The sequence below is a fragment of the Nocardia vaccinii NBRC 15922 genome (assembly GCF_001613305.1).
Taxonomy (GTDB): domain Bacteria; phylum Actinomycetota; class Actinomycetes; order Mycobacteriales; family Mycobacteriaceae; genus Nocardia; species Nocardia vaccinii.
In genome coordinates this window covers 1-14,783 of sequence record NZ_BDCC01000072.1, presented here as the reverse complement: position 1 = coordinate 14,783, position 14,783 = coordinate 1, and the positions used below count along the sequence as shown (strand labels likewise).

General features: G+C 65.6%; 13 protein-coding genes and 4 tRNA genes. 9 read left to right on the top strand and 8 right to left on the bottom strand.

Going from position 1 to position 14,783, the window contains the following annotated elements; all coding sequences use genetic code 11:
• Positions 1 to 4: 4 nt before the first annotated feature.
• Positions 5 to 796, bottom strand: coding sequence for a 2-keto-4-pentenoate hydratase (locus tag NV1_RS36245; protein WP_067902262.1), 792 nt, complete (start codon positions 794 to 796; stop codon positions 5 to 7).
• Between the two features lie 47 nt (positions 797 to 843).
• Between NV1_RS36245 and NV1_RS36240 the strand changes: the two genes are divergently transcribed.
• Complete coding sequence (locus tag NV1_RS36240; protein ID WP_084526341.1) at positions 844 to 1,617, top strand: IclR family transcriptional regulator; 774 nt, start codon at positions 844 to 846, stop codon at positions 1,615 to 1,617.
• Positions 1,618 to 1,841: 224 nt separating this feature from the next.
• On the opposite strand, the gene NV1_RS36235 is transcribed toward NV1_RS36240, so the two are convergent.
• From NV1_RS36235 to NV1_RS36210, 6 genes are all read right to left on the bottom strand, one after another.
• Positions 1,842 to 2,594, bottom strand: a complete 753-nt coding sequence (locus NV1_RS36235) for a slipin family protein (RefSeq protein WP_067902393.1) — start codon at positions 2,592 to 2,594, stop codon at positions 1,842 to 1,844.
• Positions 2,595 to 2,596: 2 nt separating this feature from the next.
• Positions 2,597 to 3,157 (bottom strand): hypothetical protein, encoded by a 561-nt coding sequence (locus NV1_RS36230; RefSeq protein WP_067902260.1) that lies wholly within the window; start codon positions 3,155 to 3,157, stop codon positions 2,597 to 2,599.
• Positions 3,154 to 5,382, bottom strand: a complete 2,229-nt coding sequence (locus tag NV1_RS36225; protein ID WP_084526356.1) for a nitric-oxide reductase large subunit — start codon at positions 5,380 to 5,382, stop codon at positions 3,154 to 3,156. Before NV1_RS36225 ends, NV1_RS36230 begins: the two co-directional genes overlap by 4 nt.
• A 785-nt stretch (positions 5,383 to 6,167) precedes the next feature.
• A tRNA-Val gene (locus NV1_RS36220) sits at positions 6,168 to 6,239 on the bottom strand.
• Positions 6,240 to 6,256: 17 nt separating this feature from the next.
• Positions 6,257 to 6,327, bottom strand: a tRNA-Cys gene (locus tag NV1_RS36215).
• A gap of 23 nt (positions 6,328 to 6,350) precedes the next feature.
• Positions 6,351 to 6,423, bottom strand: a tRNA-Gly gene (locus NV1_RS36210).
• Between the two features lie 504 nt (positions 6,424 to 6,927).
• Here NV1_RS36210 and NV1_RS36205 point away from each other — a divergent pair.
• From NV1_RS36205 to NV1_RS36170, 7 genes are all read left to right on the top strand, one after another.
• A tRNA-Val gene (locus NV1_RS36205) sits at positions 6,928 to 6,999 on the top strand.
• A gap of 573 nt (positions 7,000 to 7,572) precedes the next feature.
• Positions 7,573 to 8,967, top strand: a complete 1,395-nt coding sequence (locus tag NV1_RS36200; RefSeq protein WP_067902254.1) for a TrpB-like pyridoxal phosphate-dependent enzyme — start codon at positions 7,573 to 7,575, stop codon at positions 8,965 to 8,967.
• 37 nt (positions 8,968 to 9,004) lie between these two features.
• The gene (locus NV1_RS36195; RefSeq protein ID WP_067902251.1) at positions 9,005 to 9,640 is read left to right on the top strand and encodes an AAA family ATPase; all 636 of its coding nucleotides are present in this window, start codon (positions 9,005 to 9,007) and stop codon (positions 9,638 to 9,640) included.
• 229 nt (positions 9,641 to 9,869) lie between these two features.
• On the top strand, positions 9,870 to 10,454 hold the full coding sequence (locus tag NV1_RS36190) for a DUF4291 domain-containing protein (RefSeq protein WP_245714099.1): 585 nt from the start codon (positions 9,870 to 9,872) through the stop codon (positions 10,452 to 10,454).
• Between the two features lie 999 nt (positions 10,455 to 11,453).
• Complete coding sequence (locus NV1_RS36180) at positions 11,454 to 11,693, top strand: WD40 repeat domain-containing protein (RefSeq protein ID WP_157117603.1); 240 nt, start codon at positions 11,454 to 11,456, stop codon at positions 11,691 to 11,693.
• A 221-nt stretch (positions 11,694 to 11,914) separates the two neighbouring features.
• Positions 11,915 to 13,168 carry an alpha/beta hydrolase gene (locus NV1_RS36175; RefSeq protein WP_169813496.1) on the top strand — a complete coding sequence of 418 codons (1,254 nt, stop codon included), beginning with the start codon at positions 11,915 to 11,917 and terminating at the stop codon, positions 13,166 to 13,168.
• Positions 13,169 to 13,221: 53 nt separating this feature from the next.
• A complete protein-coding gene (locus tag NV1_RS36170; protein WP_067902233.1) occupies positions 13,222 to 13,779 on the top strand; it encodes a hypothetical protein in 558 nt (185 codons plus the stop codon).
• A 13-nt stretch (positions 13,780 to 13,792) separates the two neighbouring features.
• On the opposite strand, the gene NV1_RS36165 is transcribed toward NV1_RS36170, so the two are convergent.
• On the bottom strand, positions 13,793 to 14,584 hold the full coding sequence (locus NV1_RS36165) for an SMP-30/gluconolactonase/LRE family protein (RefSeq protein ID WP_218027317.1): 792 nt from the start codon (positions 14,582 to 14,584) through the stop codon (positions 13,793 to 13,795).
• A 7-nt stretch (positions 14,585 to 14,591) separates the two neighbouring features.
• On the opposite strand from NV1_RS36165, the gene NV1_RS45280 reads away from it, so the two are divergent.
• The coding region (locus NV1_RS45280; RefSeq protein WP_218027316.1) for a hypothetical protein at positions 14,592 to 14,783 on the top strand (192 nt) is incomplete at its 3' end.

Genomic DNA, 14,783 nt, shown 5'->3' with positions numbered 1-14,783 from the left:
CTGGTCATGCCGTGAAAGATGCTGTGACGGAACCAATTCCGGATATCTGGGCCTGATAGGTAGCGCCCGGGGTGACCGCGACCATCGGCCCCAGCGCACCGGACAGAATGATCTCGCCCGCATGCAGCGGAGATCCGAAGGCGCGGCTGGTGTTGGCCAGCCAGGCCAGGGCCTCCCAGGGGCTGCCCAGACAGTCCGAACCGCGGCCGGTGGAGACCTGTTCGCCCCCGGTGGTCGCGGTCATGGTGACCGCGACCAGGTCGGGGGCCTGCGCGATCGGCAGCGAGTCGCCGAGCACGTACAGCCCGGAGGAGGCGTTGTCGGCGACGGTGTCGGCGAACGTGATGTCCCAGTTCGCGATTCGGCTGTCGACGATCTCGAAGGCCGCGTGCACCCGGCTCACGAATCGCGGCGCTTCGGCCGCGGTGATCGGGTCGGGGATGTCGTCGCACAGGGTGAAGGCGATCTCGGCTTCGATCTTGGGCTGGAGCAGCCTGCCGATATCGATCCTGTCGTCGTGCGTGCAGTCGAAATCGTCGAGCAAGACCCCGAAATCGGGCTGATCCACGCCCAGTTGGCGCTGCACGGCCGGAGAGGTCAGGCCGGTCTTGCGACCGACCAGGGTCCGGCCGGTCGCGAGCCGCGCGTCGATGTTGCGCTTCTGGACGGCATAGGCCGCCTCGAGATCGTCCGGGCCGATCAGGTCGCGAATCGGCGCGCACGGCGTTCCGGTCGCCGCGGCCGCCGCAAGTCGTTCGGCAGCCTCGCCGATCGTGTCGTTCTGCACCGTTGTCATGCCACGCAGGCTATTGCCGACGATCGCGCATGAATAGGATATGTCCCATGAAACGGGACAACTTATCGCTGCTGCAGCGCTCGGCGCTGGTGCTGGACGCCTTTCCCGGCGGCACCGCACTGTCTCTGGCCGAGGTCGCCGCCCGCACCGGGCTGCCCCGCTCGACCACGCATCGGGTGCTGACCGCGCTGGTCGAACTGGGGTGGCTGACCCGCACCGGCAGCAAGTTCGAACTCGGTCTGGCCCTGTTCGAGCTCGGCGAGCGAGTCGGCCTGAAGTACCGATTGCGCTCGGCGGCACTGCCGTTCATGCAGGACCTCTACGCGGTGACCGGCGAGACCGTGCACTTGGCGATCCGCGATGGCAGCGAGGCCGTCTACGTCGAGAAGATCCACGGGCATGCCGCACTTCCCCTACCGTCGCAGATCGGCGGCCGGCTCCCGCTGACGTGCACCGCGGTCGGCAAAGCGCTGCTGGCACTCGAGCAAGCGGACGTCCGCGCCCATGTGCTCGGCCTGCCGCTGCGCAGCTACACCCGCAACTCCATCACCGACCCGGCTCGGCTGGCGCGTGAACTCGACGCCGTGCGGCGCACCGGCGTCGCTGTCGAACGGGAAGAGGCCGCCCCCGGCGGCTGCTGCCTGGCCGCCCCGGTGCTGTCGGCCGGCGACCCGATCGCGGCACTGTCGGTATCGGTGCCCACGGACAGCTTCAAGCCCGAACTGCTCGCACCCGCCGTCCGCACCGCGGCTCTCGCCCTGAGCCGCACGCTCTCGCGCACCCCGGCCGGACACCCGAACGCCGCCGCGACATCGACCTGAACCCGGAAGCCCGCGCTGGGAAGCCGGCGTGCGCACCGGTAGGAGTTCTCCGTTCGGCGGGCAAGGCATCCCATCAGCGGTACTACTCCCGGACCACCCCACCGGCAGCTATCGGCGCCGAGATCGCCTCATCGGCTCGCCCGGTAGCTCCCGCCAGGTGAAACAGATCGCGTCCGAACCAGACCCGACAGCACACCGCATACACGCGTGTCGCCCCCGCTGGATCATTGCTCGGAACGCAGCATGCGTTTGAGTGGTTCGGTGAGGTCGACGGGCATCGGGAAGACGACCGTGGAACGGCCTTCGGCGCCCAATTCTCCGAGTGCTTGCAGGTAGCGCAGTTGCAGGCCGGCCGAGGTTCCGGCGAGCAGTTCTGCTGCGTCGCGAGTGTTTTCGGCGGCTTCGACCTCGCCGCGGGAGTGGATGACGCGGGCGCGGCGTTCGCGCTCGGCCTCCGCCTGGCGGGCGATGGCACGCTGCATGGCCTCCGGGATCTCGACATCCTTGATCTCGACCAGGGCGACCTTCACACCCCACGGTTCGGTCTGCTCGTCGATGATCTTCTGCAGATTGGCGTTGAGCTGGTCACGCTCGGACAGCAGAGTGTCGAGGTCCTCACGGCCGAGCACGGAACGCAGTGTGGTCTGGGCGATCTGCGAGGTTGCCACCGCGTGATTCTCCACCTCGACGACGCTGCGCACCGGGTCGATGACGCGAAAGTATGCGACGGCGTTGACCCGGACCGGCACATTGTCGCGGCTGATGGCCTCCTGCGGCGGGATGGTGAGTGTGATGGTGCGCAGGTCGACCCGGACCATGCGATCGATCAGGGGAATCAACGTCACCATGCCCGGGCCGCGCAGCGGGCGCAGCCGGCCCAGCCGGAACACCACGGCCCGTTCGTATTCGCGCAGAATGCGCACGGTGGCCACCGTGAGCAGCGCAGCGGCGACGACGGTCGCGGCGACGACGATCATGATCACCGGGAACTCCTTTCGGCCACCGGAACTCCGGTGGGGAAGTCGGCGGGCGTATGACGGAAGTGGGCGGTCAGCACCCAGGCGCCGCATACCCAGCCGAGTGCGATCGGCGCCAGCACGATCAGATCCGCCGACGTGGGATGCACGGCCGCGGCGATGATCAGGAACGCGGCGGCCAGCACGATCAGCACCAGCGCGATCCCCCGATGGAAACGCCCGGCCTCCGAATGCGGCCAGGGGTCGACGGCCCTGGTGATCTCCCGGCCCGCGGCGGAGTCGGTACAGCCGCGTTTCTCCGGACAGGCGTTGCACACCGACGGACGCGCCCGATAGCGGATCAGGCGAGCCTGGTCGTCGACGCTGTGCGGCCACAAAGGCTCGTTCGCCGGGCATACCCAGTAATCGTGGTCGGGGAGATACCGGAATCCGGCGTTCCGGTGCCGATCGGAGCGCCGGTGGATCTGCCGGGCCAGCAGATCCAGGCCGAATGCGGTGGCGATGAGCAGCACCGCGTACCCGCCCATCAGCAGCGTCTCGACTGCCGGATGCACCGCCGTCACTCGCTCTCGCTACCGGTCAGGTGCACCAGTTCGTCGGCGGGCACCTCGCGGTCCGCGGCCGTGATCTTCGTATCCTCCGGCCGCGGCGTGCCGCCCGTGCCGCGGTACTTCAGCGCCAGCCACATGATCCATACCAGCGGCGCGATACCACCGACGATGAACACGATGTCGCCGGGCATGCGCAACCACTCCAGCACCGAATTCGCGTGACTCTGCAGGTAATTCAGCTCGCGCGCCTCGTAGTAACCGCTGTCGACGGCCTTGTAGAGCTGCAAGAGTCCGATCGGCAGCAGGGTGGCGAACACCATCCATGCCAGCCCGATGTTCAGCGACCAGAACGAGATTTTCGCCAGCCTGTCCGGCCACTTGTCGGCCGGGATCGTATAGCGCACGCAGAACAGCGCGAAGGCGCACGCGAGCATGCCGTACACGCCCATCATCGCGGCGTGCGAGTGGTTGGCGGTGAGCGCGGTGCCGATCTCGTAGTAGGACACGATCGGCAGGTTGATCAGGAACCCGAAGATGCCCGCGCCCAAGAAGTTCCAGAATCCGACCGCGACCAGGAACATCACTGCCCATCGGTGCGGGAACACCGTGGCCGACCGCGACTCCTGCTTCGACCCCAGTTGCAGGAAGCTCCACGCCTCCACGGTGAGGAAGGTCAGCGGGACCACCTCCAGCGCGGAGAACACCGCCCCGAGTGCCATGTGCTCCACCGGAGTTCCGCTGAAGTACACGTGATGCATGGTACCGATCACTCCGCCCGCGGAATACAGGATGATGTCGAGATAGATGACGATCATGCCGACCCGCTCGCGCACCACGCCGAGTAGGACGAACATGTAGGCGACCATCACGGTGGTGAACAGTTCCAGGAAGTCCTCCACCCACAGGTGCACCACCCAGAACCGCCAGAACTCGGTGTGGGTGAAGTTGTCGCCGGGCCGCGCCAGCAGCCCCACCGCGTAGACCACCGGAATGGCAAGTGCGGCAAGGAAGAACAGCCACGGCATATTGCCCTTGTGCTCGCCCGCCAGCCGCCCGCGCAGCCCGCGCCACAGAATCACCACCCAGACGGCCAGGCCGACCACCAACAGGATCTGCCAGACGCGGGCCAGGTCGAGGAAGGTGAATTGCTGTGTGGCGAAGAAGTTTCGGTACGACACCTTGCCGTGGATACTGAGCGCCTCGCAGATCAGGCTGCCGAACACCACCACAGCCACCGCCCCGAGCAGGATGTACGACAACCTGGCCTGCCCGCGCGGTTCGCGCCGGGCGATCAAGGGCGCCAAGAAGATTCCCGCGGCGAGGAACGCCGCCACCACCCAGAACAGCGCCAGTTGCAGATGCCAGGTGCGAGTCAGGTTGTAGGGCAGGAGTTTCGCCAGATCGATACCGAAGAAACTGGTCACATCGGCGCGATAGTGTTCGGTGGCCGCACCGAGCAGGCTCTGCGCGCCGAACAGGATGACCATGACCGCGAAATACCAACGGGTGGATCGTTGTCCGGGCGTCAGGGCCACGTCGCCGGGCTCCCGGAACGACAGCGTGGCCGCCTCGCGCCCTTTCCATCCGATCCGCGCCCCCCAGCGACCGAAGGCCGCGAACAGCAGGCCGATGCCGCCCAGCAGCGCGATGAGCGAGATGACGCTCCACACCATCACATTGGCGGTGGGGGCGTTGCCGACCCGAGGTTCGGCCGGCCAGGAATTGGTGTAGGAGTAGTCGTGCCCCGGCCGATGCGCCGCCGACATCCACGCCGTCCACGAGAAGAACGCGGTCAGATCGTGGATCTGCGACCGATCGCGCAGGACCTCCGGCCGCAACCCCAGCCCGGTGCCGGTGCGGCCGAACACGTCGGCGTAATGGTCGACGAGATGCGCGAACGCCTGCGCCTGCGCGGCGCTGTAGACCAGGACACCGGTGTTCTCGTTGTACCGGTTGGCCTGGAAATCAGCGAGAACACGGGCGCGCGCCCGATCGTCGTTGCCCTGCTGCGCCAGCGCGAAGTCCGCGGATCGGCGCAGATAGTCGGCGGTGTAATCCGGCCCCAGCCAGGCCCCGTGGCCGAGGATCGACCCGTACTGCATGATCCCCGCCCCCAAGAAGATCTGTTGACCGTGCTTGACATCACCGGCGGTGAACAGCGTCTGCCCCGTCGGCGACTGCGTCCGTTCGGGAATCGGGGCCGCACCGGAATACGTGCGATAGGCCAGCAGCCCCATCACGAAGAACCCCAATACCGCGACCAGCGCGCACGCCTGGATCCATCCCTTACCGACGAGCAATTGCCGTTTCTTACCGCTGCCGACCACGTCGCTACCCACCCTCGATCCTCCGTTCGATAAGAACTCGCTGATCGCAGAACCTGCGCCACTGGCGCCCCGTCGATCATGGAGGCATCGCGCCACTACACGCAGCAACTCTCCAGCGTGTCGCACAAACAGGCGATCTGCCCGGGTCTCGCCGCGAGCGAACGGTTTCGGACCCCGACATCGGGCCACCTGGTCGTCATCGGGTCATCAGCGCGGCAACCACCGACGGAGACGTGCCGACCGGACCGCTGAGAGGGCCCGCGACCGAGGAGCCAGAGGGCGGGTCGGCCTCGTCGATCTTGTCGGCGGGAGCCAGAAAGAATGGTTCTCGTGCATCTCGCGCAGGCTGGGTAGCGTCCAGGTGCCGATCTCCCGGCGGGGCGTGAAGTCAGGCACTCGCGCACCAACCCCAGCGCGCCTGACTCCTTCGCGGCAAACAGCGACGCAACCAGATACACGGATATGGGTCGATCCTCGACAACCCGTGCCTGCACCGCCTGTGCCCAAGGCGAATTCGCAACACACGTCAGGGACGTACACCGCTGTGCCTCAAAGGAAATCGTGCAGTGAGCAAGCGCCGTGCCGACCCCATCGACATGCGCACTCACAGTCCGTTGACACAGCGAACGGTGTCAACTCCCAAACGAAGAAAGCCAGCCCCGGTGAAAACCGGAGCTGGCTTGCCTTTTCTTCGGTGCGCGATACTGGGATTGAACCAGTGACCTCTTCCGTGTCAGGGAAGCGCTCTCCCGCTGAGCTAATCGCGCGTGGTTCGCCTACTAAGAGGCGGCGACGGGAATCGAACCCGTGTGCACGGCTTTGCAGGCCGTTGCCTCACCACTCGGCCACACCGCCAACCAAGGCCGGGTTGGCCTTCGAGCGGATGACGGGATTCGAACCCGCGACCCTCACCTTGGCAAGGTGATGCGCTACCAGCTGCGCTACATCCGCATGCACTGTAATGTGCAGTGTGCCTCCGTCCGGCTCTTTCCTGCCTTCCGGCTGCGAGAGAGAACATTAGCCCACCACCTGCGCCATCAACAAATCCCCTGGTAAGAGTGGGTAAATCGGAATTACACCGATGTCGTTTCGCAGGCTGGACCGGCGATCCGACCCCGTGATGTCAGCGCCCGTTCACATTTCGCGCCCGGCGGTGCCGCCGCTCCTCCGGCGTTCCACCTCATCCATCCGACACCGGTCGGCGGATCGCCCAGACATCTTGTCCGGCAGCCGAGTTCGAGCCCGCGTCACCAACCGCCCGTCGCCGATCCACACCACGCGCAACTCCGGCAGCTCGGTCGAATCCGAGCCCGAACGACCACTGCCGACCCGCTCGTCACCTCACCGAGAACCACAACGCAGAGCCGCGATTTGGTGTCACCCGGGTGCCGCGTGTTAAGGTTCCATCTCGTCCGGAACGGAGCCCCCGCTCCCCCGGAACACCCCGCACCACCTGGTCCTATAGCTCAGCGGGAGAGCGCTCGCCTCACACGCGAGAGGTCGCTGGTTCGAAACCAGCTAGGACCACTTCTTCACGCAGGTCAGGATCGGTACTGAATCGCTCCTGACCTTATCTGTTTGCCCGGCCCCGCGGAATCCCCACGGTTCGGGTTCGATAATTCGTTGAGGGCGGGTATCGGCATCGGCCGCCCCGGCTTCTGCTGACTACGCGTGCGGCTTCATCGACAACGGATTCTCCGGCGCCACCCGCCGCAACCGCACCGGCCTGGACGGCGCGTACTCACCCCAGCCGCAGCGCTCGCCACCGGGTGGAGATCGTGCTGACCACGACGAATTCGACCGGGTCGCCGGCAAATGACCGACGTTGGCGAAATACTGAACTGGGTTGCACCGTTTCAGTGTGCCAACTGTGTTCGAGTGTGCGGGATTTCGAGGTTGTCGCCTCGGCGGTAAGGGCGACGGCGAGCCGGTGAAACGATGGTCGGGTGGGCTTCGTTCACGTCGCGGGGTTGTGGAACACAGGTCGCGTTCGCAGGTCTGTTCTCGACATGGGGAATGATTGTTATCATCTCTGGCACAAGCATTTGGCAGCCCTGCGTGCCCCGGGTCGGGCACCCCATTTCGAGCAGAGGTACAGCCATGAAAAAGTTTGTCCTGCCCGAGTCGCAATTGCCCCAGCAGTGGTACAACGTCGTGCCGGACCTGCCTGCGCCACTCGAACCGTACCTGCATCCTGCGACCTTGGCGCCGCTCGTCCCGGGCGATCTGGCCGACCTGCTGCCCGACGCCGTGATCGAGCAGGAGTTCTCCCAGGACCGATGGATAGACATACCCGGCGAGGTGCTCGATGCTTACCGGATATGGCGCCCGTCACCGCTATATCGCGCCGACCGGCTCGAACGCGCACTCGGGACCCCCGCGCGCATCTATTTCAAATACGAAGGAGTGTCGCCCGCCGGTTCACACAAGCCGAATACCGCCATCCCTCAAGCGTTCTACAACGCTCGGGAAGGGGTGCGGCGGTTGACGACCGAAACCGGCGCGGGCCAATGGGGATCGGCCCTGGCCTTCGCCGGGTCACTGTTCGGTCTGGAAGTCGTGGTGTACATGGTGCGGACCTCCTACGATCAGAAGCCTTACCGCCGACTGCTGATGCAGACCTGGGGTGCGACGGTGCATTCCTCGCCGTCGACAGTCACCGCGGCTGGGCGCAAAATATCGAGCGAGGACGCGAATTCGCCCGGAAGTCTCGGCATCGCCATCTCCGAGGCCATCGAGGACGCACTCGGCCGCGGCGACACCAAGTACGCGCTCGGGTCGGTCATGAATCACGTGGTACTGCATCAGAGCGTCGTCGGGCTGGAGGCCCGGCGCCAGTTCGAGGCCGCCGAGGACTACCCGGACATCATCGTCGGATGCGTCGGGGGCGGATCGAACTTCGGCGGACTGGCCTTTCCGTTCCTGCCCGAACACCTCGCCGGCCACCGCAGTACTCGTTTCGTGGCCGCGGAGCCGTCCGCCTGCCCGACCCTGACCAGAGGAGTCTACGGATACGACTATCCCGATGCCGCCGCGCTGGGACCGCTGCTGCCGATGCGAACCGTGGGCCACGGCTTCGTCCCCGCCCCGATCCACGCCGGCGGGCTGCGCTTCCACGGGGATGCTCCGACACTGTGCCTGCTGCATGAGCAGGGCATTGTCGAAGCCCGCGCGTACCAGCAGAACGAGGTTTTCGCCGAGGCTATCCGCTTCGCCCGCAGCGAGGGATTGGTGATCGCGCCGGAGTCCGCCTACGCGCTGCGCGGCGCCGTGACGGAGGCGCTGGCGGCGCGGGAGGAGGGCCGGCAGCGGGTCATCCTGTTCGGCCTGTCCGGTCACGGGCACTTCGATCTGACCGCGTTCGACGCCTTCTTGGCGGGCCAACTGGAGGACTACGACATCACGGCCGCCGAGCTGGAACAGGCACTCGCTGGGGTGCCCGCGGTCACGCCCCGAGGCCGGTCCGAGGACACTGTCGCCGACGGCACGGTGTAGGCGTCGGACGGCGATGCCCGTCGATAGGGTCGTGTCCATGCTGCTTTGGATCAACGGCCCCTTCGGTGGGGGCAAGACCCAGACTGCGTGCGAGCTGCGTCGACGGCTTGCCGGCAGTGTCGTCTGCGACCCGGAGGAGGTCGGTTTCGGACTGCATCGGATGATGCCGTCGGCGTTGCGTGCGGACTTCCAGGGCTATCCAAGTTGGCGGCAGGGCGTGTTCGAGGTCCTGGACCACGTGCTCGGTCATCACGATGGCGTGGTGATCGCGCCGATGACGGTCGTCGAGCCCCGATACTTCGCTGAGACGGTGGGGCGGCTGCGCGAGGCAGGACACGACGTGCGTCATTTCGCGTTGCTGGCGAGCAGGGAAACGGTACTGAATCGTCTCCGTGACCGCGGTCTGGGGCTTGCGCCGGTCCTGCGTTTCGTCGGCCGGGCCGATCTGCTGCTGCGCCGAGAGCAGTTCGCTGTGGACAAGCTCGACTATTGCCTCGAGCAGCTGAGCAAACCCGAATTCGCCGAACACATTTGGACCGACACGACCGCGGTGACGGCAGTAGCCGACCGTATCGCCGAGAGTGCCGGGTTGGCGCTGGCGCCTGACACCGACAGCCGTTTGCGCGGCAGGCTTCGCCGGATGGCTGTCACGGTCCATCACGCTCGCAGATGAACCACCAGTTTCCGGTGCGAGGAGCCCCCGTTCGGCGTATTCGGGATCGGGGTCCGTTGCCGCGGCAGCGTCTTTGTCGTTGCCGGTAGGACTCGCCCTCGACGACGGGTTCGTAGAAGCCGATCGGAGTCGGTCCATCGTGGATGGGCCACACGAGACGGCACTGTATGGGTAAATCCGTTGCGTACCAGGCTCCGAGGGGAGCACGATTCGCCGTGTGGATGTTCCGGTGAGACAGGTTCGGGCGGTGTACACGGAGGAGACCATCACCGTGTATCAGGCGTACAACCCGGATCTGGGCGACTTCGCCGCACGGCACGGACGGTTTCCCGACACCTACAACCGGGGCCGGATGACGTGGATCAAGCCGTCATTTCTGTGGATGATGTATCGGTCGGGTTGGGCCACCAAGGTCCGTCAGGAACGCGTCTTGGCGATCACGATCACGCGCGAGGGGTTCGAGTGGGCCTTGGACAATGCGGCCATGAGTCACTACCAGACCGAGGTCCATGCGTCCCGACAGGAGTGGGCGGCGGGCCTTCGCAAGCCGGTGCGAGTGCAGTGGGATCCGGAGCGGTCGTTGACGATGCGGCCCTTGGAATACCGGTCGCTTCAGGTCGGATTGTCCGGGGAGGCCGTCGCACGATACGTGGACGAGTGGATCACCACCATCGTGGATGTCACGGATCTGGCCCACGACATCCACCGACATGTTCGCGGTGGGTCGCTGGACGACGCCTCGGTACTGCTGCCGGCCGAGCGGCCGTATCCCTTGCCCGTGCGGATAGCGACGTCCTTGCGAGCTTCGAATTGACATGACTGCCACTTGCGAGATCGTCGCCCTACATGCGTGGGGTTGCCTCGCCGTCGGTAGTGGCCGAGGCGGGCTCGGTGTTGTCAGCGGCATCGCCCGGTCGACCATGTCCAGATGTGGTCGGGCGAGTTGATATGTCGCACAACGAGTTCAACGATGAGTCGGCGAATCTCGGATAGCGTGGCCTGCCGAAGCGTGACCCCGGACCGCGACGCCCAGGCCATGACCGCCCAACTGGGCAACGCCCGGCTGCTCACCGTTGCCGGATAGGGGCACACCGCACTGGGCAATCCCAGCAGTTGCGCGGCGACCCGGGAAAGCGGCTACGTCATCGGTGGCGTGCTGCCTCCGCCCGGCACCCGCTGCCCGCAGGACATCCCACCGTTCACCGAAACGAGCGCCCCGAGCACATTCGCCCCGGTAGGTTGAACACCTTTCGGCGAGATCACCTTCCGCTGCGATGTCACAATCTCTCGAGTCCCGTCAACGAGGTAGGGCCGAGGTAATTGCTCCTTCGGCCTGGGACTTCATGCCGCGCAGTGGGATTCGCGCCGAGATGCCGTACGATCCGGCCACCGGCGCAGACTGTTGCCACAGCGTGCGTGGATCAGCAACGGCCGGATCCGATGGCGAGACGCCGAATCGCGGTATCGCGCGGAGTGCGACAGAACCCCGTTCTGCGACCACCGCACAGCCCTTGATCACGTTGCTCGAGACGGTCTTTCGAGTCCGATGTGTTTCGCCGCGCGCTCGGTGGCCGATATCGATACAATGCCGTCCGCTCGTATGTGTGGCGTGTGAAGTTCGATGATGTGCTCGTATCGGTGTCACCCGAAGGCGTGGAGACGATCGACACCGAGCTGCCGAACTGGCGGTGGCCGAAACCAATTGGTCGTGCGGGCGAATCGGACTTCGGTCTCGCGCGCTGATCAGCCAGCGGAGCCGGCCGGTACTTGCCGCCGCGGTGAAGTGGGCGGGTATCAGCTCCATGAGCGGCCGGTGGATCCGGTTCGACAACTCGGTGCGGGTGCGGCCGAGTTCGTCACGCCGATCGCATTCAGCCCGGACGGCAAAACACTCGCCACCGCCGGTGGCGACAAAACGGTGCGATTGATCGACACCAGCTATCTGACCGATGTGGTCTCACGACTATGCGCCGACACCGCCACTACACCGTTCACCCGCAGCGAATGGGCACACTACGTACCCGGTCCCGGCTACACAAGGCTCTGCCCATAATGACTGCGTCTTCCTGGATCCCGATCGACCGAACTCCGTTCATCGGACACTTCGCTCAGCTCGGACCACAGCATTGCCGCAGGGCCGCCGGACTCCGTCCCCGTGGTGGTGACTATTCCCGTCCGGCATGATCTGACACACTCGTTTCATGGCCGTTTCGCCCGCCTACCGTGATGGGGCCGGTCGCCGACCGGGTCATTTCACGATTGCCGGGTGAGAGTGTGAGCGAGTTCGATCCAGCGGCGATCGATTCCGCGCTCGAGCTGTACCCGGGTATTCGACGCGCGAATATGATCGCGCGGCGGTTGGAGTCGATGATCCGGGAGGCCGGGGAAGGCATCGCCGAGAATCTCTATCGCAAGACCCGGGACGCGGTGGTGCGTGGGGACGGGGATCTTCTCGCCGATGACGAGCATTTCGCCCGCATCATCGGGGAGGCGGCGCGGTCCGAGCGATTACCCGAGGTTGCCAGGCCGCGTGTGCCGGACATCGGCATACCGGAGGATCCGAGGGTGCTGCACGAGTTCTGGCCCAGTCTGACCGAATCGGATAAGCGCGAGCTGCTCCGTGCCGATCCCCTCCTCGGGAATCGGGACGGCATTCCGAGGGCGGAGCGATACGAGTTCAACAAGCTCACTGTGGACACGCTGCAGGAACAGGCTCGGCGTTCGGGCGACCACATGCGTGCGGATACCTACAACGACCTGCAGTCCATGATCTATCGAACGCGGCGCGGTGAGCCGGAGTTCAATATCGCGTACGTCGACGATCGGGGGCGGTTCGCGATCGATCTCGACAACCCGGATTTTGCCGACAACACCGTCATCGTATTGAATCCCGCCGGAGCCGCGGATGCTCCCACCGCCTATGCCGACGAAACCATGAGTCAGATGCGGCAGATAGCAACGACGATCGAACCCGCCAAAAATACCTCGATAACGCTCTGGGGAGCGTACGACAATCCCCATTCCATGACGGAGTCGATGTTTCCGCAGTTCGCCGAGGACGGTGCGGCCATGGCGCGGGAGTATCACGAGGGGCTGCGGATCACACATGTGGGAGACCCGTCGCACAACACCACCATCGGTCATTCGTACGGAAGTGTTCTGGCTGGTCATGCCGCCGGCCACGGCGCCGTGCTGAACACCGACGATCTGGTCCTGATCGGCAGCTGGGGCATGGGCGTGCGAAGCGTCGGGGAGTTGCGGCTCGCCGGCGTCGAGGCCGAGGACATCGGCAACCATGTGTTCGCGACCATGGCTCGACGCGATTTCGTCCAGTTGATGCCGAAAACGCACGGCCCGGCACCCACCTCCCCGGGATTCGGCGCCAGGGTTTTCGCTTCGAGCTCCAATCCCGGTGAGCCGCGCTGGATTTCGGACGAGCACTTCGCCTCGCACTATCTCGACTCCAGAAATCCGGCCGCAGGAAAGCTCGGACTGATCATGACCGGACTCGGTCATATGGTGAGGTGACCGTGGCCCCTGGTCGGGCCTGATGTGATGACGAATCGGACGAGGACGGCGGTATGCGATCGGAGTTGACCCGGGCACAGGCACAGGACCGGTTGTATCGGTATTTCGTGCAGACGCTGCGCGCCCTTCCAGCCGAGCTGGCCCTGTCGCTCGTGCATCCCAAGCTCCCGAAGGCACGATTCCACAACGGTGTCGTACTACCCTTCGACGAGAACGACCCGGATGTCGATCTGGAGTTCTTCGATATCGCGTATTGGGTCATCGGAACCACGTCGGACTCCGCCGACGAGTCTTTCGACCTCGTCGTGCGGGTGTGGCAGGAATTCGGCCGGCCGATCAGAACGGATCGCAGTTCCCGGCCGAGGGCGGCGTACACATATACAGCCGACGGCTACGGGCTTTCCGTACGGCAGAGCGTCGACGGCTCGGTGAGTCTCGCCGGTTCGACCCCGCCGTTCCCGGCTCATCCGCGCGAAGGACGTCCGCTTCCGGAGAGTATCGAACACCCCGGCGCAGCCGCGGAGTCCGGACCCGCAGTGCTCCCACCGGATACCGAGCACCGGTCGACGCCCTGGGGCCGGAACGATCCTCGACCTCGAGGGCGCGCCTGAGAGGACTGTGGTTTCAGTGTCCGAGCCGGGCACGCAGTAGATCGCCGCTTTCGGTGCCGAGAATCAAACTCCCGGGCAGCCGCGGATCGGCGGCGACCGAGGTCGAAGGCTGAATCGACAGCAGTGTGCACACCTGCCCGGTGCCTGGGTCCACTCGCAGCAGACGGCCCGTGCCCGTGGCGAGATACAAGAGGCCGTCCGCACCGGCGGCCATGTCGTCGGGCAACGGCGGAAAGCCACCGGAGCCCAGTTCGGCGACGACCCCGGCATTCTCCGGCGCGGACGGCGGAATCCGGAGAATGCGACCGGTGGGACCGAATATCTCGGTGGCATAGATGTTGTCGCCGATGATGACCAGGCCGTCCAGACCCGGGATACGTGCTCGAGCACTCCACCGCGTGTCGACGGAGCCATCGGGCCGGATCCGAACGACGCCGGTCGACGTATCGGCCACATACAGATCACCAGCCGCGTCGAACGACATTCCATTGGCCATACCCAGCCCGGACGTGAAAACTTGCGCTCCGGCCGCCGGATGGTCCGGATCGAAACGAACTACACCGCCCCCGCGAGATCCCGGCAGCAGATTGGCCGACGAATTGCCGAAGGTTGCGTACATCATGTTGTCGCGCCCCAACCGCACTGCCCCGGGTGACTGGACCGCCACACTCGCCGTCGTGCGCCCGGTCTCGTCCACGCGCTCGACGACGCCGCGCCACAGACGCGAAACCCACAGTGCGCCATGCCGATCGAAGCCGATGTTCTCCGACCAGTCCAGCCCGGGCGTCCCCGCAGCCGCGAACACGGTAGCCGTGGCCGGCGCACAGATCGCCACGGCCGCGGCCGGCGGCGGCATCGTCGCTGCCGAAGTCGTCAGAGCCGCTGCTGTGGCCACAATCGCGATGGTCCGAATATTCACGCCCGTCTCCTCGTCGATGATCATCGGCCGCGCACGATCGCAGATCGGATGTAACCAGCTTCGCACGACGCAACGTGAGCATTTC